Source organism: Corynebacterium callunae DSM 20147, assembly GCF_000344785.1.
GTDB lineage: Bacteria > Actinomycetota > Actinomycetes > Mycobacteriales > Mycobacteriaceae > Corynebacterium > Corynebacterium callunae.
Genome location: NC_020506.1, coordinates 1,703,295 through 1,721,079 on the forward strand (window position 1 = coordinate 1,703,295; position 17,785 = coordinate 1,721,079).

General features: G+C 51.5%; 18 protein-coding genes. 9 read left to right on the forward strand and 9 right to left on the reverse strand.

What is annotated here, in order from left to right:
• Positions 1 to 6 precede the first annotated feature (6 nt).
• A complete protein-coding gene (locus H924_RS08075; protein ID WP_015651466.1) occupies positions 7 to 834 on the reverse strand; it encodes a DUF3710 domain-containing protein in 828 nt (275 codons plus the stop codon).
• A gap of 144 nt (positions 835 to 978) precedes the next feature.
• Positions 979 to 1,446, reverse strand: a complete 468-nt coding sequence (gene dut, locus H924_RS08080) for a dUTP diphosphatase (protein WP_015651467.1) — start codon at positions 1,444 to 1,446, stop codon at positions 979 to 981.
• Positions 1,447 to 1,599: 153 nt separating this feature from the next.
• Between dut and H924_RS08085 the strand changes: the two genes are divergently transcribed.
• Positions 1,600 to 2,151, forward strand: a complete 552-nt coding sequence (locus H924_RS08085; protein ID WP_015651468.1) for a DUF3093 domain-containing protein — start codon at positions 1,600 to 1,602, stop codon at positions 2,149 to 2,151.
• A 196-nt stretch (positions 2,152 to 2,347) separates the two neighbouring features.
• Here the strand turns inward: H924_RS08085 and H924_RS08090 are convergent, their stop codons facing one another.
• Together H924_RS08090 and H924_RS08095 are read right to left on the reverse strand one after the other, a co-directional pair.
• Positions 2,348 to 2,641 (reverse strand): DUF4193 domain-containing protein, encoded by a 294-nt coding sequence (locus H924_RS08090; protein ID WP_015651469.1) that lies wholly within the window; start codon positions 2,639 to 2,641, stop codon positions 2,348 to 2,350.
• 165 nt (positions 2,642 to 2,806) lie between these two features.
• Positions 2,807 to 3,667, reverse strand: a complete 861-nt coding sequence (locus tag H924_RS08095) for an inositol monophosphatase family protein (protein ID WP_404825319.1) — start codon at positions 3,665 to 3,667, stop codon at positions 2,807 to 2,809.
• Positions 3,668 to 3,754: 87 nt separating this feature from the next.
• Between H924_RS08095 and ppgK the strand changes: the two genes are divergently transcribed.
• Together ppgK and H924_RS08105 are read left to right on the forward strand one after the other, a co-directional pair.
• Entirely contained in the window at positions 3,755 to 4,507 is a 753-nt protein-coding gene (ppgK, locus tag H924_RS08100; RefSeq protein WP_015651471.1) for a polyphosphate--glucose phosphotransferase, read from the forward strand.
• Between the two features lie 502 nt (positions 4,508 to 5,009).
• Complete coding sequence (locus H924_RS08105) at positions 5,010 to 6,515, forward strand: RNA polymerase sigma factor (protein ID WP_015651472.1); 1,506 nt, start codon at positions 5,010 to 5,012, stop codon at positions 6,513 to 6,515.
• 67 nt (positions 6,516 to 6,582) lie between these two features.
• On the opposite strand, the gene H924_RS08110 is transcribed toward H924_RS08105, so the two are convergent.
• The 4 genes from H924_RS08110 to H924_RS08125 all read right to left on the reverse strand — a co-directional run bounded on the left by H924_RS08110 (position 6,583) and on the right by H924_RS08125 (position 10,527).
• On the reverse strand, positions 6,583 to 7,872 hold the full coding sequence (locus tag H924_RS08110; protein ID WP_015651473.1) for a DUF418 domain-containing protein: 1,290 nt from the start codon (positions 7,870 to 7,872) through the stop codon (positions 6,583 to 6,585).
• A 70-nt stretch (positions 7,873 to 7,942) separates the two neighbouring features.
• Positions 7,943 to 8,479 (reverse strand): hypothetical protein, encoded by a 537-nt coding sequence (locus tag H924_RS08115; protein ID WP_015651474.1) that lies wholly within the window; start codon positions 8,477 to 8,479, stop codon positions 7,943 to 7,945.
• 99 nt (positions 8,480 to 8,578) lie between these two features.
• Positions 8,579 to 10,291 (reverse strand): DEAD/DEAH box helicase, encoded by a 1,713-nt coding sequence (locus tag H924_RS08120; RefSeq protein WP_015651475.1) that lies wholly within the window; start codon positions 10,289 to 10,291, stop codon positions 8,579 to 8,581.
• Positions 10,288 to 10,527, reverse strand: coding sequence for a DUF3039 domain-containing protein (locus tag H924_RS08125; RefSeq protein WP_015651476.1), 240 nt, complete (start codon positions 10,525 to 10,527; stop codon positions 10,288 to 10,290). The genes H924_RS08120 and H924_RS08125 overlap by 4 nt, the downstream gene beginning before the upstream one ends.
• A gap of 57 nt (positions 10,528 to 10,584) precedes the next feature.
• Here H924_RS08125 and H924_RS08130 point away from each other — a divergent pair, with 57 nt between their 5' ends.
• From H924_RS08130 to galE, 6 genes are all read left to right on the forward strand, one after another.
• A complete protein-coding gene (locus H924_RS08130; RefSeq protein ID WP_015651477.1) occupies positions 10,585 to 11,073 on the forward strand; it encodes a DUF3099 domain-containing protein in 489 nt (162 codons plus the stop codon).
• Positions 11,074 to 11,079: 6 nt separating this feature from the next.
• Entirely contained in the window at positions 11,080 to 12,615 is a 1,536-nt protein-coding gene (locus H924_RS08135) for a DUF7782 domain-containing protein (protein ID WP_015651478.1), read from the forward strand.
• Positions 12,616 to 12,618: 3 nt separating this feature from the next.
• A complete protein-coding gene (gene dtd / locus H924_RS08140; RefSeq protein WP_015651479.1) occupies positions 12,619 to 13,053 on the forward strand; it encodes a D-aminoacyl-tRNA deacylase in 435 nt (144 codons plus the stop codon).
• A gap of 177 nt (positions 13,054 to 13,230) precedes the next feature.
• On the forward strand, positions 13,231 to 14,226 hold the full coding sequence (locus tag H924_RS08145) for a sigma-70 family RNA polymerase sigma factor (protein ID WP_015651480.1): 996 nt from the start codon (positions 13,231 to 13,233) through the stop codon (positions 14,224 to 14,226).
• Between the two features lie 362 nt (positions 14,227 to 14,588).
• Positions 14,589 to 15,275 (forward strand): metal-dependent transcriptional regulator, encoded by a 687-nt coding sequence (locus H924_RS08150; protein ID WP_015651481.1) that lies wholly within the window; start codon positions 14,589 to 14,591, stop codon positions 15,273 to 15,275.
• A 5-nt stretch (positions 15,276 to 15,280) separates the two neighbouring features.
• The gene (galE, locus tag H924_RS08155) at positions 15,281 to 16,267 is read left to right on the forward strand and encodes a UDP-glucose 4-epimerase GalE (protein WP_015651482.1); all 987 of its coding nucleotides are present in this window, start codon (positions 15,281 to 15,283) and stop codon (positions 16,265 to 16,267) included.
• A 5-nt stretch (positions 16,268 to 16,272) separates the two neighbouring features.
• Here the strand turns inward: galE and H924_RS08160 are convergent, their stop codons facing one another.
• Positions 16,273 to 17,445 carry a DUF4192 domain-containing protein gene (locus tag H924_RS08160; protein ID WP_042392627.1) on the reverse strand — a complete coding sequence of 391 codons (1,173 nt, stop codon included), beginning with the start codon at positions 17,443 to 17,445 and terminating at the stop codon, positions 16,273 to 16,275.
• Positions 17,446 to 17,785: the final 340 nt, after the last annotated feature.

Here is a 17,785-nt window from a genome sequence, read left to right on the forward strand (position 1 = left end):
TTAACCCTACCCGGCGTTGCCCGTATTTCCCTGATCCGGTGTTGCAGTAGGGGCTTGACCTGGGTTTTTAGCGGCTGCCTCCTGGGCACGCTTAGCCATTGCCTGCTGTACTTGCTCTGCCAGCTGCTTCGGCAAAGCAACTGGCAAGGGGTTACCTGCCAAGATGGGTGCTTCGCCACGATTAACAAAAGTGCGTGCAATAACTTCACGGCCCAAATCACGCATTGCATCAGCACGATCGGCCGGCGCAATCATGGTCATACGCAGCATCCAGCGTGGTCCATCAACACCTGCGATACGGATTTGGCGATCATTTGCCTCACCGACTACTTCGCGACCCCACGGACCCTTTTCTACGCGCACGCTCAGGCCATCGCGACGCATTCCAGCAGCGATCTCCTTTGTAGATTCACGCCACTGGCCTGCAGAGGTTGGTGCTGCAAAAGCAACCGGGGTGATACGACCAAACTCGGTGACGATGTGGAGCATTCGAGGACCTTGCTCCCCCATTTCCACCTGAACCTCTGAATTAACAGGCAGCGGAATCTGCAGGGATCCTAGGTCAAGGACACCTTTTGCAAAGTCGGAAAAATCAAAGTCGTCGATGCTAACAGCGCCAGCATCAAAGGGGCCGGTCTGGCCGTTGAAAGCATCGTGTACTGGGTCTGGTTCGCCAGCGGCAGGATCTTGGTCTAGATCTACTGCTGCTTCCACTTCCGCTTCTGCTGGAGCGCCCAAGTTGGACAGGGCTGCAGGGGCGTTAACGCCTTCCCCTGTTCCCTCACCGGATTCATCTTTAGTCTCGTTCTTTTTGCCAAACGGCCACAGTGCCATGAGCTACCTTTAGGTCCCTTCTATCAGAGATGTTGTGTTGGGCTGGACAAATAAATCGAGCTGAGGAGTGAAAACCCTGCCCCACAATTTTTAGATCTGTTCCAGTGTAGGTCTATTGGGAAATCTTGCCACCAAAATGGGTATTTAGCTGGAAGTTTTTCCAGTGGAGCCATAACCTTGGTCGCCGCGAACTGTCTCATCAAGTTCTTCGACTTCTGCAAAATCAACCAATTCCACCTTTTGGATGACCAGCTGTGCAATACGGTCACCGCGCTTAATGGAAATGGGGGTCTCAGGGTCAAGGTTGATCAGGCACACCTTGATCTCACCGCGGTAATCGGCATCAATGGTGCCTGGAGCATTAACAATGCTCAGGCCCTCGCGAGCGGCCAAACCAGAGCGAGGGTGCACTAAACCAACGGTGCCCAATGGCAAGGCAATTGCCACTCCAGTGCCCACTACTTCGCGGTGACCCGGCGCGATTACTACATCGGTGGTGGCGTGAAGATCTACGCCTGCATCACCGCGGTGTGCCCTTTTGGGCATTGGGAGTTCTTTATCTAGGCGAACCAATTTGATGGGGTCTAGGGAAGAGTAATTTTGCTCAGTCACAGGTTTAGATTACATAGCTTGTGCCAGCACCTTCATTCTCCCCCTAGTGCCACTTGTATGCCTGCATTGCTATTTATGGCCTTGATTAGCGGAGCTCTTGGCTATGAGCATGGAAAATGATCTCTCTGGAGGCGTGGGATAGGATTACCTATTGTGACTGATTCCCAAGGCTTAGATTCTGCTTCTTCAAATTCCTCACCAAACCAGGGCGGTGCCCCTCGCGTAATTTACCGCGAGCGCCAGTGGGTGCCGTGGTATTGGTGGTTAGCGATGGCCTTTGTGGTGGCGCTGCTCACCGCCCAATTTGGACTTAACCGCAGTGCCCTTTGGATCTATATACCAGCGGTATTGCTTTCCATCGTCGGTGTATGGGTGCTACTGAATATGTCATCAACTGTTGTGGCAGTAGAAGAAGACGCAGATGGTACGCGGTGGCTAATTGCTGGCCAGGCCAATCTGCCTGCTGATGTGGTGTCGCGTTCTTTGGCGGTTCCAGCTACTGCAAAACGCAATGCAATGGGCCGTCAATTGGATCCAGCTGCATTTGTGGTCTCTCATGGTTGGGTACATGAGATGGTGATGCTGGTGCTTGATGATCCAGAAGATCCCACTCCTTATTGGCTGGTGGGCACCAAAGATCCTGAGGCTTTATTGCGTGCATTCTTGCCGTCCCAGGCTGATGCAGCACTTGCAGATTTCCGCTAATTAGCCCTTTTTAAGCCCTGGACCAGGCGAATTTCCAGGGGAGTCAAAACCCCGTTAACCGGCATTTTGCTGGTTAACGGGGTTTAATACTTCTCAAAGCTCGGGAAGGCTATATCAATCACGTGGGGTTAAACCCCGCAGATCAAGGCGATCTCGGTACTACTTCACAATGCTTTTAAACAATGCTCAAAAATGCTTATGCGCAGTCTAGGCAGATGATGGAGCCATCAGCCTCAACGTGGGACTTGCGGTTGTTGCGCTGTACCAGGAAGCAGCTTGCGCAGGTGAACTCATCAGCACGACGTGGCACCACATCTACGTTGAGCTCTTCACCGGAGAGATCAATATTGGGAATCTCGAATGCCTCAACGATTTCGCCATCGTCATCCATATCGCTATTGGCGCTTTCTACGGCCTTAAGACCTTCGAGGGAGTCGGTCTCTAACTCGTCTTCTACACGGCGACGGGGTGCGTCATAGTCGGTAGCCATCTTAATTTCCTCCCGAGTGGGTATAGTTCGCTTGCTTTTGCACAGGCTTAAGAAAATCTAGTGCAGCATTTAGCGCGCATAGTAAAGGAGAATTTGACGCTTGTCATACCGGCAGGTCAGAGGCCTAAAATCGAGAGCCCTTTGAGGCTTAAAAAATGCGCTTTTTTAAGCATTTAGCGCTTTAAAGCCTCCGAATGAGTTAAAAAGTTCCTGTGCGACATCAAAAATGCTCTCTGGTGCCGCAAAAAATACCTCGCCCGAAGAGCCTGGAATAGACAATCCCGGAGCCACGGTAATTGCACCAGCTTCCTCAGCGATGAGTGAACCAGCGGCATAATCCCAGCAATTCAGACCATGCTCGTAGTACAAATCAACCTGGCCATCAGCGAGGTGGCATAAATCGAGCGCCGCGCTTCCCAGACGTCGAATATCACGAACCTGAGGTAACACCTTGGTCAATAACTGCGCCTGTTGTTCACGGCGAGTCGCAGAATAACCAAAGCCGGTGGCCAATAGTGCTTGGCTCGGGTCGTGGATTTTGTTCACTGATAGCGACAGTATTTCGTCGTTCGCCGGCAAATATTTAGTGGCACCCTCGCCGCGCGCGGCGGTGTACAGCACCCCGGTTTCCACGTTAATAACCGCGCCTGCCACGACTTCCCCGTCAATCGCTGCAGCGATTGACACCGCATATTGGGGTAGGCCATAAAGAAAGTTGACGGTGCCGTCAATGGGGTCAACAATCCAGGTAACACCGCTTATCGACGAAGTACCAGTGCCTTCCTCCCCGATTAGGCCATCTTCTGGACGCAATTCCTGGAGGCGATTGGCAATAAAATCCTCTGCCAAGGTATCAACAATGGTCACAGGGTCAACGGAGGAGCTTTTGGTGTTGGTGTATTGCCATAAATCCCCAAGTTCAGCGCGCTTTTCTAAGATGCGAGCTGCCGCCAGGGTGGCTGTTTCAGCGGCAATGGCACGAAGTTCATTAAAAGATTCTATTCCCTGTTGCATAGTCTCCATCATGGTTGTTTTTTAGAGATCCTGCCGTTGAAAAGGGAAAATTTTAAAGAATCAGTGCCGAATGCACATCTGATTTGTACACTTGGGCGCATGACTGAGACCGGATTTGGAATTGATGTCGGTGGTTCCGGCATTAAAGGCGCTCGTGTGGATCTCACCACGGGTGAATTTATCGGTGAGCGAATTAAAATCGCCACCCCGCAACCTGCAACCCCTGAAGCCGTCGCAGAAGTAGTAGCTCAAATTTTGGCAGAGGCAGAGTGGGACGGCCCAGTAGGCATTACCCTGCCGTCTGTGGTGCGTGGCCAAATTGCTTTGTCTGCCGCCAATATTGATAAATCGTGGATCGGCACCGATGTTCATGAGCTTTTTGCTCGACATCTAGGTGAGCGAGAGATCGCGGTGCTCAACGACGCCGATGCAGCTGGTATCGCAGAGGCAACCTTTGGTGATCCCGCAGCCCGCGAAGGTGCCGTCATCTTATTAACCCTGGGCACTGGCATCGGCTCAGCGTTCCTGGTTGATGGCACCCTTTTCCCCAACACTGAGTTAGGCCACCTTGTTGTTGATGGCGTCGAGGCAGAACACCGCGCTTCAGCTGCAGTAAAGGAGAATGAGGATCTCTCCTGGAAGAAGTGGAGCAAGCAGCTCAACAAGGTGTTGCAGGAATATGAAAAGCTCTTCTCCCCTTCCCTATTCATAATGGGTGGTGGCATTTCCCGAAAGCATGACAAGTGGATGCCACTTTTGGAGCTTGACACCGAGGTTGTACCAGCACAACTGCGCAATCGTGCAGGAATTGTCGGTGCCGCGATGGCAGTGTCTAAACACCTCAACCCTTAAGAGGATTAAAGCGTCGCGTATTTATCCCGTTTGAGCACTAACTTTGTCTTCGGGTCTTGATTCACAGCCACTATTGAGGTATCGGAATTTTGACCCCTTTGTGACAGCAGCCCGGTCTTTGAACTATACTGGGCTGCTGATCGTGGACAAAGAGTTAACCATGAGATTGATTCACCCTTTTGGCCTCCAAAGAAGTACATGACTCAACGCACTCCGAAACGCATTCGGGGGCAAGTGAGACTTTCCGGGAGCAGGCACCAGGGACATGGAACAATTGATCGGCTGACCATCCCAAAAGATGTACCCAAGTTCGGGGATAACTTTTCGGCGTTTCAGGGGAACAAATAAGTTTTCCTGTTGTTGGATATAGATATTCGCACTTTATACATCTCTTTGGAAGAAGCTAGGCGAAAGGGCGTAAGTACTTGCCATTTAATCCTCAGCATCGCTCGGATCAGTCGGAGATGTCGATGAAAATGCACCAGGAGCCGTGGAGAGCAGCATGGTAGAAAACAACGTAGCTAAAAAGGCGGTCGCTAAAAAGACCGCACGTAAGACCGCACGCAAGGCAGCGCCTCGCGTCGCCGCGCCTTTGGGCAGCCAGGACACCCCGGTTGTTGCAACGGCGCCTGAGTCTGCGCGCACCATTGACGCAACTGTGTCTTCCCCAGCCATCGAGGTTGTAGAAGACGATGCTGCAGAAACCAGCACCGCTCCCCGCAAGACTGCTGCTAAGAAGACAGCGAAGAAAGCTGCCAAGAAGACTGCCCGTAAGGCTCCAGCTAAAAAAGCTGCTGCCAAGAAGGCCGCTCCTAAGGCTGCGCCTGAGACTGTTGCAGATGAGGAACCTCAGGTTGTCGCAGATGAGGATGATCTCATCACCGAAGACGATCCAGATTTCGTACCCGATGATGATTTTGTTGATGATCTCGGCGAGGAAGATGACGAGGACGGTGTCGAAGCGCTTGGTGAAGAAGCTGTAGACGAAGAGGACGATGACGGGTCCTCAGTTTGGGATGAAGATGAGTCTGCAACCCTGCGTCAAGCTCGCAAAGATGCCGAGCTAACTGCTTCTGCTGACTCCGTTCGTGCTTACCTGAAGCAAATCGGTAAGGTCGCGCTGCTTAATGCTGAGCAGGAAGTCTCCTTGGCTAAGCGCATTGAAGCTGGTCTTTATGCCACTCACCGTATGGAGGAGATGGAAGAGGCTTTTGCTGCTGGCGATAAGGATGCAAAACTTACCCCAGCTGTAAAGCGCGATTTGCGTGCGATTGCTCGTGATGGCCGCAAGGCTAAAAACCACCTACTTGAAGCTAACTTGCGTCTGGTTGTGTCCTTGGCAAAGCGTTATACCGGTCGCGGTATGGCTTTCCTTGACCTCATCCAGGAAGGCAACCTTGGTCTAATCCGCGCTGTGGAGAAGTTCGACTACTCCAAGGGTTATAAGTTCTCTACCTATGCAACGTGGTGGATTCGCCAGGCAATTACCCGCGCTATGGCGGACCAGGCTCGTACCATTCGTATTCCGGTTCACATGGTCGAAGTTATTAATAAGCTTGGTCGCATTCAGCGTGAGCTGCTGCAGGAATTGGGTCGCGAACCTACCCCACAGGAACTCTCCAAGGAAATGGATATTTCCGAAGAGAAAGTACTGGAAATTCAGCAGTATGCGCGTGAGCCAATCTCCCTGGATCAAACCATCGGTGATGAAGGCGATAGCCAGCTTGGGGACTTCATTGAAGACTCTGAGGCTGTTGTTGCAGTTGACGCCGTCTCCTTCACCCTCTTGCAGGATCAGCTCCAAGATGTTCTGGAGACCCTTTCTGAGCGTGAAGCTGGCGTTGTGAAGCTGCGCTTTGGCCTTACTGACGGAATGCCTCGCACTTTAGACGAAATCGGTCAGGTCTACGGTGTTACCCGTGAGCGTATCCGCCAGATTGAGTCCAAGACTATGTCTAAGCTGCGCCACCCATCTCGTTCCCAGGTGCTGCGCGATTACCTAGACTAAAGGTTTTATGCAGCATAAGAGGGGCAGGGACTGTGATTATCACAGTCCCTGCCCCTTTTTTCGTGGCTTAGTTTAGTGCGCGTTGCGGTGAAACATAGGGATCTTGCAAGCCTTCTTTGCCATATGCAAGATAACGATGAGCCGCCTCAAAAGGTCCGCGTTTATGGGCCAACTCAAGGGCAAATGCCCCAAGAAGCGTAAACAGCCACACACCACCGGCGATCGCAGCTGAGACTAAAATACCGCCTCCGATGCCAACTCCCAGCGTGAATTTTTGGGTAAGCACCAAGAAGATGATGGATTGCGCAACATATCCACTCATCGAGCGTGCTCCCAACGCCGCCACCATCCGAACTGGCCACGCAATCTTATAGCCCTGCCCTGTCGCCGAAGCTTGATCTAAACGACGCTGCAAAGGCTGCACCGCAAGAGCAACAACCGCGACAATGCCGGGTCCACTAAATGGCCCAAAAGCTTGATTGAGGTAATAGAAGGTGTTGGCGTAACTATTGGGCAAAACCCCAATCTCAGCAAGCCCCCACGGCAGACCAATTAGTAGGGCAATTGCCAAGAACACGGCTACAGCAATCCACAGTGGCTTCTTAAATTCATCTACACGAGACAACACCCGGTGCCGTGCGGCAATAAAACCCACGATCATTACTGGCATGAGCATCATCAATTCAGAGGGGATTGCAGCGAACTGCGCCACCAAAATAATCAAGCCCAAGAGTACGTATTCACCATAAGATTTGGTGCTGAAGTCAACCGCCCCGGAGCTGAGAGAAACTTCCGGTATATCGACCAAAAATGGCAAAATAACGGTGGACCCGAGGGTGAAGAAAATAGATAACACCGCCAATAATCCGGCAAGCATCCATAGGAATTCATCTTTTAGAGTGATAATCAGCGCAAAAAGTACACCGGCCACACCATAGAAAAACATGATGTCACCCCAAAAAAGGAACACCATATGGATTAGACCCAGCAGTGCTAAGAATGCATATCTGCGCATTACTACTGCACGGGCTTTAGTAATCGGATACTCACGGCGCCACAGGCTCAAAACAATCATGCCCACGCCATAACCCAAGAGGGTTGAAAACATCGGCAATCCGCGGACATGCACAAACATTGCTGCAAAAAGTGCATAACTGCGCTCCCAAATGGAATCATGCATAATTCCACCTAGTCGGGCACTGCTATACACAATTGTCGGGGTAAGCCATGCAGTTGCTACATTCGCGAGAGCAATGCCCAATAGCGCTAGTCCACGCGCAATATCAGGTGCCAAGATTCTATGGGAGGATGCCGAACGCTGAGGTCGAGCGTTATCCTTCGGCAATACTTCAGACACTGGGTTTCCCTATTTCTTTTGATAGACATCAAAAGTGCCCAGACCTTCGAGGCCTGGGCACTGTGCAATTTTAGAATGAGTTGTTGAGGGTTTCTTCAACGCATAGCTGCTGCGCAGTAACGTCTGCATTTTCGCCGTTAAAGCAATCAAGTATTCCGGAGTTGCTGACTAGGACAGTGATCGCGATAACTGACACCACAATTATTACCAGGGTGACAATAGACAGTGTCAGTCCGGTAATGGAGAATCCGCGTCGTTTTGCAGCTCCAGTAAATTTACGTCCCTTAGCCAGTGCAATGATGGATACAATGATGCCCGCAATCGCCAGGATAGGGGAAAGCAAGGAAAGAATTGCTAAAGGTCCCCCGAATGCAGCAAGCAACGTAATTAAAGCGGCGATACCTAGGCCAAGAGCCCATTTGGCAATTTTATTGTCACCAACATTTAGTGGAGAATTTTCAAAACCACCGGCATATGCACTCCCATTAATCTGGGGAGTCTCCCCCGCTCCGCCACCGTAGTTTCCAGAGTAGGAGCCGTAGTTGGGGGTGTTTCCCTGTGGCTGGGGATCGTTTGGCTCTCCGTAGGGGTAATTAGGAGTGGTCATATCGTGGCCTTCCTCGGTTGATTTTTGTATCCAAACAAGGATACCCTCACGCCCCTATTCAGGGAGTGAGGGTATGTATTTTGCAATGAAAACGTTACGTTACCATTTGCGCAGATAAGCAATTCTTTCCCGCAATTGCTCAGCAGTACACAGTGCAGTGGGTGGGCCACCACAGTGCTTGCGTGCCTCGGTGTGGATGGCACCATGTGGACGGCCAGTCCTACCAGAGGTAATAGATACTAAGGTATTAAGTTCCTTGCGCAGCTTCGGAATCTCATCACTTGCTACCGACTCTACTGGCTTTTCCAGGATTTCTGCCTCGCGCTGTTTTTGTTTCTCCAGCTCGCGGCGTCGCTTCTCCTCAGCTTCTCGGGCATCAAGTTGTTCTTCTTGACGCTTACGCAACAACTCACGCATCTGTTCTGCGTCGAGAAGCCCCGGTAGGCCGAGGTAATCGGCCTCCTCGGCGGAACCGCTGAAGGTTCCCGTGCCGTAGGTGGAACCATCATAAATCAGGGAATCTAGCTCAGCCTCAGCGCCCAGCGACTCATATTTGGGCAACAGGTCCGGCTCAGATTCCTTGCGGTTGGCATCTTGAAGCAGCTCATCATCCCAGCCTTCCTTGGGGCGATGTGGTTTGCCCAGCACGTGATCGCGCGATACTTCCAACTTTTCAGCCAATTCCAGCAGTACTGGAACTGAAGGCAGGAAGACAGATGCGGTTTCACCAGGCATACGAGAACGCACAAAACGTCCAATAGCCTGCGCAAAAAACAGCGGAGTGGACGCCGAGGTGGCATAAACCCCCACCGCCAATCGCGGCACGTCCACGCCTTCAGACACCATGCGCACCGCCACCATCCACTCATCTGTGGAAGCAGAGAACTCATCAATGCGCTCAGAGGCACCGGCTTCATCAGAAAGAATCACGGAAACTGGCGTGGAGGACATTGTGCCCAAGATTTTGGCATAGGCACGCGCCGTCTTGGTATCAGAGGCAATAACCAAGCCGCCAGCATCGGGAATATTCTGACGCAGCTGCATAAGCCGGGTATGTGCCGCTGAGAGCACCGCCGGAATCCAGTCGCCCTTAGGGTCCAGTGCGGTACGCCAAGCCTTGGCGGTTTGCTCAAGGTTGAGCGGTTCACCAAGTCGGGCGGCGTATTCTTCGCCAGCGCTATCTCTCCACCGAGCTTCACCGGAATAGGCCAAGAAGACCACCGGGCGGACTACGCCATCAGCAAGAGCTTCGGAATAGCCATAGGTATGGTCCGATTGGGACACCATATGCCCTTCGGAATCCTCCTGATAACGCACAAAAGGAATCGGAGAATCATCAGAGCGGAAAGGAGTACCAGTTAGTGCGAGGCGGTGTTCCGCATCGCGATAAGCCTGGCTAATACCCTCGCCCCAGCTCTTGGCGTCACCACCGTGGTGAATCTCATCGAGGATCACCAAAGTACGGCGTGCCATGGCCAGCTGATAATGCTTAAAAGGATGCATTGCCACCTGGGCATAGGTCACGCAAATGCCGTCATAAGCCGGGTTGATGCTGCCTGAGTTTTTAAACTCTGGGTCAAGCGCCAATCCAACTCGAGCTGCAGAATGAGACCACTGCACTTTCAGGTGCTCGGTAGGAACCACCACAATGATGCGGTCAACTGTGCGGGAGGCCTTCAATTCCGTGGCCACGCGCAACGCAAACGTGGTCTTTCCTGCGCCGGGGGTTGCCACAGCCAGGAAGTCACGGGGCTTTTCCGACAGGTATTTATCTAGAGCTGCGCGCTGCCACGCTCTTAGATTTGAACTCACTTCCTACGCAGACCCTTAAAAATTCTCTCGCAGTCCGGGCACACAGGTGAACCGGGCTTGGCTTGTTTGGTCACTGGGAATGTTTCCCCGCACAGGGCAACAACCATGCGACCACTAACGGCTGATTCCACGATTTGATCCTTTTTCACATAGTGAAAAAACTTCGGGGTGTCATCGCTAGTCGCGTTATCTTCCCTGACATCGGGGCGTTCAATGGTCTTCGTTGTCGTTCTCACTTAATCTATAATGCCCCAAATTCCTCGGTTGCCGCTAAACGGACTACCCTGTTCCCTATGAACCAGCGGAAACACCGTCAATCCGGGGACACCGGTGCGTCGGAAAATTCCTCTTCCAAACGCTTTAAAGGTATTTTTCATCGCCCCGAAGTGCTGTTAATTACCGATAAAAAGCGCACCCCCATGCAAGATTTACGCCATCGCAAGCGGCTATATAATGTGATTCAGGCTGCGCGTATTCCGCTGCTTATTGTGGCTGGTTTGTCCTGGATGGTGTGGCACCTGTGGTTTTTGGCGGTCATTCTATTTATCATCTCGGTGCCTTTGCCATGGGTTGCTGTGGTGATTGCCAATGGCCAGGGTGAACCCCGGGATAAGCGGGAAAAGAATGTCTATAAACCAGCGCTGGTGCGCGAGCAAAATGAACAAGCTCGTTTAGAGGCTCGTCGCGCCGCGGAATTAAAACAGAATAATACTGCAGCACTTGATGCACCCCGACCTTTTGAAGGTCTCATTATTGATGCCGACACCAACGAGGATTCCTAAAAATTTATGAGTGATCGATCCCCTCTCACCGCTGCTGCGGCTGATCTTAAACAAACCTTCAAAAGGATTGGCTTTAGCTCCACCGGTATCAACAACTTGCTGGGCCCTGATTACAGCCAAGCTTTGTACGCCGGTCAGCCGGCGGCGGTGCGCTACTACCTCGACTCCCAGGATCCTTCGGACCTGAACTTCGCCCTACGGGCGTTGGTGTTACGCGACCGGGTGCGCGTCGATAAGCTTTCAGGTTTGTTGGGGGCACAGACCTTAAAGGCGCTTGTCGACGCCGACCTCATCGCAATTGATGGGGACAAGGCGCAAGTGTTGTTTGATGTGCGTCCACATTTAATTGCTGGACGCCAGCAATGGGTATTTTCCGATGCTGATGCGGCTATGACCCAGCACATTCCCGGTCCTGACCACGTTTTGGGAGTGGGAGCGGCAAGTTTGTCTTTGCTGCAGGCCACTCCGACCTCCCCTACTGGCAGTGTGTTGGATCTGGGCACCGGTTCTGGCATTCAGGTGCTTGGTCAGGCTGGGGTCGCCGAATCTATTACTGCTACTGATGTGCACCCTCGCGCACTGGACTTTGCCGAGGCCACCTTAGTGGATTCTGGCATCGAAGTAGAGCTTTTGGAGGGCAGTTGGTTTGAGCCAGTTGCTGGCCGCAGCTTTGACCGTATTATTGCCAATCCTCCTTTTGTAGTAGGTCCGGCGGAGATTTCCCATGTGTACCGCGATTCCGGCATGGATTTAGATGGTGCAACCAAATTGGTTGTCGAGGAAGCTTGTACCCACCTTGCTCCCGGTGGCACCGCTCACCTCTTGGGTGCCTGGGTGCATTCTGCCGGCCAGTCTTGGCAAAACCGCGTGGCTGAGTGGCTGCCTGATGAGGGTTTTGTGGCCTGGATTATTGAACGGGATGCCGTAAGCCCCGCCCAATATGTGGCAACCTGGCTGGCCGATGAATCCTTGGATCTGCGCAGTGAGGAAGCTGCCGCGCGTACTACTGCCTGGCTAAAGCATTTTGATAACGCTGCAGTGACTGGAGTTGGCTTCGGATTTATCGCGATCCAGCGTTTGGCTGGCGACGAGGCAGAGTTGAAATCCGACATTTTGGCTGAGTCTATGACTCAATACTTTGAAGATCCGCTCGGCCCGGAGGTGGAAGAATATTTTGCCCGCAATGAATGGTTGCGTGCGCAGACTCGCTCTTCGATTCTCTCCAGCACCTTTAGTGTGCGCCCCGGTGTAGCCCGCGAAGATATTAGCCTTTCGGACGTGGAGGAAGGTATGGGCTTTAAAGCTATGACCAAGCGCCTAACCCGCACCGATGGGCCACGCTGGAGCCACGATATTGATAGCCACATTGGCGCTATTGTTGCTGGCCTTCATCCGCAGGGATTGGCTTTGGAAGAAATAATTGAGATGTACGCGATGTCTCAAGGCGTGGAGGGTGAAGACCTACACAATGACGTGATTTCCGCGATTGTTGATCTCATCCGCCACGGCCTTGTACTGCCCGCAGATCTCTTGGAGCGCTAAGCAATGAAAGCAGTATTAACCCGCGTTAGTTCCGCCAGTGTCACCGTAGATGGTGAGATTGTCGGCGCGATTGATTGCCCAGATACCGGCGGTATTCTCGCGCTTGTTGGTGTTGGTACTGCAGATAAAGACGACGCTTGGGAAACGATGGTGCGCAAGATCGCAGAGCTGCGAATTTTAGATAATGAGCTCTCTGTCAGTGATGCAGGTGCACCGGTCTTGTTGGTTAGCCAATTCACGCTTATGGGACGCACCGCCAAAGGCCGCCGACCTTCCTGGTCCGATGCTGCGCCAGGCGAGGTGGCGGCTCCGATTATTGAGCAAATCGCCACCGGGTTGCGCGCCCGCGGCATTGTGGTTGAACAAGGACGCTTCGGAGCGATGATGAAAGTTAGCTCCGTTAACGAAGGTCCTTTTACTGTGCTGGTTGAGTGCTAGATCACTTTTAGCTGAATTTTATTCAAAAGTCTTTTTCCTAAATTCTTTCAATAAGTCAAGCTTGAAGACTTGTTAATTTATAACATTTGGCGAATATTTTAAATTTGTCATTTACGGGGAACTATTTCTATAGAGGAACCGTTGAACCTCTTGAACAGCGAAATTAGGAGGCCAGTTATGACAGCACCGTCCGCACAGGATCTCGCCGCAACTGAACGGGAGGTTGACCCAGGTAGCCGTAGAGGTCAAACCAACGACAATCCTTCACAGGACCTTGTTCGCGTTTATCTCAACGGCATCGGCAAGACTGCTCTGCTCAGCGCAGAAGATGAGGTTGAGCTCGCACAGACCATTGAAGTTGGTTTGTATGCAGAGCACCTACTTAAGGATTCCGAGGAGCCACTAACTCGCGCTATGAAGCGTGACCTCAAGGTTCTTGTCAAAGACGGCAAGAAGGCTCGCGCTCACCTTTTGGAAGCCAACCTACGCTTGGTTGTCTCCCTGGCAAAGCGTTATACCGGCCGTGGTATGCCACTGTTGGATCTCATTCAAGAGGGCAACCTCGGACTAATTCGCGCCATGGAAAAGTTTGATTATTCCAAGGGCTTTAAATTCTCCACCTATGCAACTTGGTGGATCCGTCAGGCCATCACTCGTGGCATGGCAGACCAGTCCCGCACTATCCGCCTCCCGGTCCACTTGGTGGAGCAGGTAAATAAGCTCTCCCGCATCAAGCGTGAGATGTACCAACACCTTGGCCGTGAAGCCACCAATGAAGAACTCGCTGAAGAGTCCGGCATTGATGAATCCAAGATCGAGATGCTGCTGCGCCAATCCCGCGATCCAGTAAGCCTGGATATGCCTGTTGGTGCCGATGAAGAAGCTCCTTTGGGTGACTTCATCGAGGATTCTGAGGCAACTGATGCAGAATCTGCAGTGGTAGCGTCCATGCGCCACTCTGATATCCGCGCAGTCCTTGGCACCCTAGAGCCACGTGAACAAGACGTTATTCGTCTGCGTTATGGCCTTGACGATGGTGTTCCTCGCACCCTTGATCAGATTGGTCGTCGCTTCGGACTCTCTCGTGAGCGTGTCCGTCAAATTGAGCGTGAAGTTATGAGCAAGCTGCGTGATGGAGAGCGTGCCTCCCGCCTTCGCGAGTACGCACAGTAAATTCCCCCTGTGTTTTTAAACTAAGCGCCGAGTGCTTTTGCACTCGGCGCTTTTTATCCCCTATATACGGACACAGAAGCTCTCAGCTAAACTCCATGATGTCCCTAACTCAATTATTTGAAGATCTTGATATTTTTCTCTACTCAAGTTCGATGCCACGTCCCACATTTTCACAAAACCTATAATTAGGCGTCTGACTATTTGGAATAAACATTGGTAGAATGCGTTAGACAAGTGCATAAACACTAAAACTTAACCTTGAAGCTCACTCACCCCATAGCTGTCTTGGATCAGGGGTGCATCGCTTCCTTATAGGTCGCGTTTAAAAGAGTTTGAAAATTATTTAAGGAAGGCAGTCTCCTGTGAAGGATCTGGTCGATACCACCGAAATGTATCTACGCACCATCTACGAGCTTGAGGAGGAAGGCATTATTCCACTACGCGCTCGTATCGCGGAGCGCCTAGAGCAATCCGGCCCAACCGTCAGCCAGACTGTTGCTCGAATGGAACGCGATGGACTTGTCCATGTCAGCACCGACCGTAGCCTCGAGATGACCGAAGAGGGTCGTGCACTTGCTATCGCGGTGATGCGTAAGCACCGTTTGGCTGAGCGTTTGCTCACCGACATTATTGGACTAGATATTCACAAGGTCCACGAAGAAGCTTGTCGCTGGGAACACGTGATGAGTGATGAAGTTGAGCGTCGCCTAGTTGAGGTGCTTGACGATGTTCACCGCTCCCCCTTCGGCAACCCAATTCCAGGTCTTTCCGACATCGGACTGGCTCAGGAAGTTGACTCTGATTCTGGCGTTCGCGCTATCGACTTGCCACAAGGCCAGCAGCTGAAGGCTCGCATTGTGCAGCTAAATGAAATCCTGCAGGTAGACCAGGAGCAGTTCCAGGCATTGAGCAATGCTGGTGTGACCATCGGAACTATCGTTGACATCATCAATGAAAATGGCCGAGTTGTCATCAGCCATAACGACAGAAGCGTCGAGCTTATTGACGATCTGGCGCACGCAGTTCGAGTTGAAAAGGTAGAAGGCTAAAACGGATGAAGCTTCTGGTCACTGGTGGAGCAGGATATGTCGGCAGCGTTGCTGCTGCAGTCCTTGTGGAACGCGGACACGATGTCACCATTATCGATAATTTCAGCACGGGAAATCCAGAGGCAGTACCAGCAGGTGCCACCCTGGTCGAAGCTGAAGTTAGTGAAGTTGTAGACGAGGTTCTTAGCCAAGGTGGCTACGAAGGCGTGGTCCATTTTGCGGCACGTTCCCTCGTGGGTGAATCCGTCGAAAAGCCCGCAGAGTACTGGCAGCACAATGTTGTGACAGCACTGACCTTGTTGGATGCTATGAACAAACATGGTGTTAAAAACCTGGTGTTCTCCTCCACAGCTGCAACTTATGGTGAACCAGAAGTTGTTCCCATCACTGAAGATGCGCCCGCGACCCCTACCAACCCTTATGGTGCAACCAAGCTGGCTATTGATCACGCAATCACCTCATATGCGAAGGCATATGGACTTGGTGCTACCAGCTTGCGCTACTTCAACGTTGCTGGAGCCTATGGCAATATTGGCGAAAACCGCGCGGTAGAAACCCACCTCATTCCTTTGGTATTGCAGGTAGCAACCGGTCACCGCGAGAAGATCTTCATGTTCGGCGATGACTGGCCTACCCCGGATGGAACCGCAGTTCGCGATTACATCCACATTTTGGATCTAGCTGAGGCTCATGTCTTGGCGTTGGAATCTAATATCTCTGGCACCCACCGCATTTTTAACCTCGGCTCCGGCGATGGTTATAGCGTGAAGCAAGTTGTGGAAATGTGTCGAGAAGTTACTGGACATCCAATTCCTGCAGAGGTTGCTCCCCGGCGCGCCGGCGATCCAGCAACTCTTATCGCGTCTTCCGAAAAGGCAAAGCGCGAACTCGGTTGGAAGCCACAACGCACTGATCTACGTACCATTGTCGAGGATGCGTGGGCATTTACCTCCCAATTGGGAGATAAGGCCCACGTGGCTCGTCGCAAGTAGTCTTTTTAAGCAGCCTCAGCAGATTTCTTCTGTTGAGGCTGCTTTGCTTTTCCCTGTCGCTTATTCCCCCCTGCTGGTGAAAATTGCTTTTTGACGGCGCGATTACCTTTCATACAGGCGTCGATTAGCCCCTTAGAATAACCTTCCATCATACCACGACGAAGCAAGTCGCTTAGATTATGCCGCGGCGCAGAGCGCAAAGCTGCATCCAGTGCTGGAATAGCTTTCATACCCAGGTCAAGTGCAATTACCGACAGTGCATAAAGGCACAATGCATTTGCTCGAATTTCCCCGCTAAAGGTTCGGCCGATTGCTAAGCACAGTGCGGCAGTTTGACGTGGGGATTCAACGCAGTGGTGCAAAATTGAATCTCTCAAGATTATTCGTGAGAAAAATGCTCCACCATCTCGTAGCAGCTCAGGCTTTTGCATAATCATTTCAGCTGTGAGGGAATCTTCATAAGTTTTTAATTGATCAATGAGTTCTTGGAATTTATCTAGTGCTGCTTCATATGCTCCTCCAAGAGGATCACATTCTATTGCTTCCTCAATATCGTGTCCCAATCTGCTGGCTCTTTCTCGGAGATCTTGAATTTCTTCTAGGGAGAGGAATTCAGAGGTCTCTTCAAAAACTGAATAGGCGTCGCTGCGGCTTGCCTCAGGTAATTGGCCGTTCTCTAGCAACTTAGAGGTGGCAATGGCGCTCATAATGGGTGCAATGGTTCCAGCTTCCCACTTTGAAATGCCATAGTCACAGACATCCAGAGCTTCTTCGGTTGGGCCAAAAACTAGTTGATAGGGCTCGCCACTGAAAATTCCTTTGGTGTACCAACAACCAATGATTTCCGGTGCGTCTTTTTTGTTGATTCTAAATAAATGTTCTGCAATCTCTTCGATCTTGTCGAGGGGATGATCTGCAGAAACGATAAAACAAAAGGTGAGATCAGGATTAAGATGAGTGAGAGTTTTTCCGACTTCATTAAGCAATTGTGGATGATCAATATCGATGCGGAGTACCGGGCCGAGATCAAAGCGGGTTGCGGTTTGTTGATGGAAAAGTGTGATGAAAACCAAGGATTCTGAGGGGTAAAAACCAAGGATTCCAGGAACGTTGGCGAGGAGTTCACCAGGAGTTTTGAGGGTGGAGAACTGTGGGTTTTGTGAGTGATTTTCTGGCATGGTGCTCAGTATGCAGGGCATTTTTCAGCGCGTCTCCTACTGGTAGTGTCAGAAGACTGATTTTCTGTGGATAGAATTTTCTATCCACAGGCTCTTGGAGTTTCCTGCTTAAAAGTCCAGTTCACACGGGTTCCTGGCAGTGCAATATTGACACTTTTTAAGGGCTACCCACTATGATCGACCCAAGCGCTTTAGGCGGCCCCTTAGGCGTTAGTAAGATAATCCTTCACTCACATGAGAAGAACCTAACATTGATGTAATTTTGCGGGATTATTTTTCACCAAGGTTGCGTTGAAGTAAACAGTTGCCTTTAAAGTGGCGGTACCACCGTAATTCCGAG

What these genes read in the sequence shown, in the direction of transcription:
- H924_RS08075 (WP_015651466.1), bottom strand. Translation starts at nt 834, where the DNA reads ATGGCACTGTGGCCGTTTGGCAAAAAGAACGAGACTAAAGATGAATCC.
- H924_RS08090 (WP_015651469.1), bottom strand. Translation starts at nt 2,641, where the DNA reads ATGGCTACCGACTATGACGCACCCCGTCGCCGTGTAGAAGACGAGTTA.
- H924_RS08095 (WP_404825319.1), bottom strand. Translation starts at nt 3,667, where the DNA reads ATGATGGAGACTATGCAACAGGGAATAGAATCTTTTAATGAACTTCGT.
- ppgK (WP_015651471.1), top strand. Translation starts at nt 3,755, where the DNA reads ATGACTGAGACCGGATTTGGAATTGATGTCGGTGGTTCCGGCATTAAA.
- H924_RS08105 (WP_015651472.1), top strand. Translation starts at nt 5,010, where the DNA reads ATGGTAGAAAACAACGTAGCTAAAAAGGCGGTCGCTAAAAAGACCGCA.
- H924_RS08115 (WP_015651474.1), bottom strand. Translation starts at nt 8,479, where the DNA reads ATGACCACTCCTAATTACCCCTACGGAGAGCCAAACGATCCCCAGCCA.
- H924_RS08130 (WP_015651477.1), top strand. Translation starts at nt 10,585, where the DNA reads ATGAACCAGCGGAAACACCGTCAATCCGGGGACACCGGTGCGTCGGAA.
- H924_RS08135 (WP_015651478.1), top strand. Translation starts at nt 11,080, where the DNA reads ATGAGTGATCGATCCCCTCTCACCGCTGCTGCGGCTGATCTTAAACAA.
- dtd (WP_015651479.1), top strand. Translation starts at nt 12,619, where the DNA reads ATGAAAGCAGTATTAACCCGCGTTAGTTCCGCCAGTGTCACCGTAGAT.
- H924_RS08145 (WP_015651480.1), top strand. Translation starts at nt 13,231, where the DNA reads ATGACAGCACCGTCCGCACAGGATCTCGCCGCAACTGAACGGGAGGTT.
- galE (WP_015651482.1), top strand. Translation starts at nt 15,281, where the DNA reads ATGAAGCTTCTGGTCACTGGTGGAGCAGGATATGTCGGCAGCGTTGCT.
- H924_RS08160 (WP_042392627.1), bottom strand. Translation starts at nt 17,445, where the DNA reads ATGCCAGAAAATCACTCACAAAACCCACAGTTCTCCACCCTCAAAACT.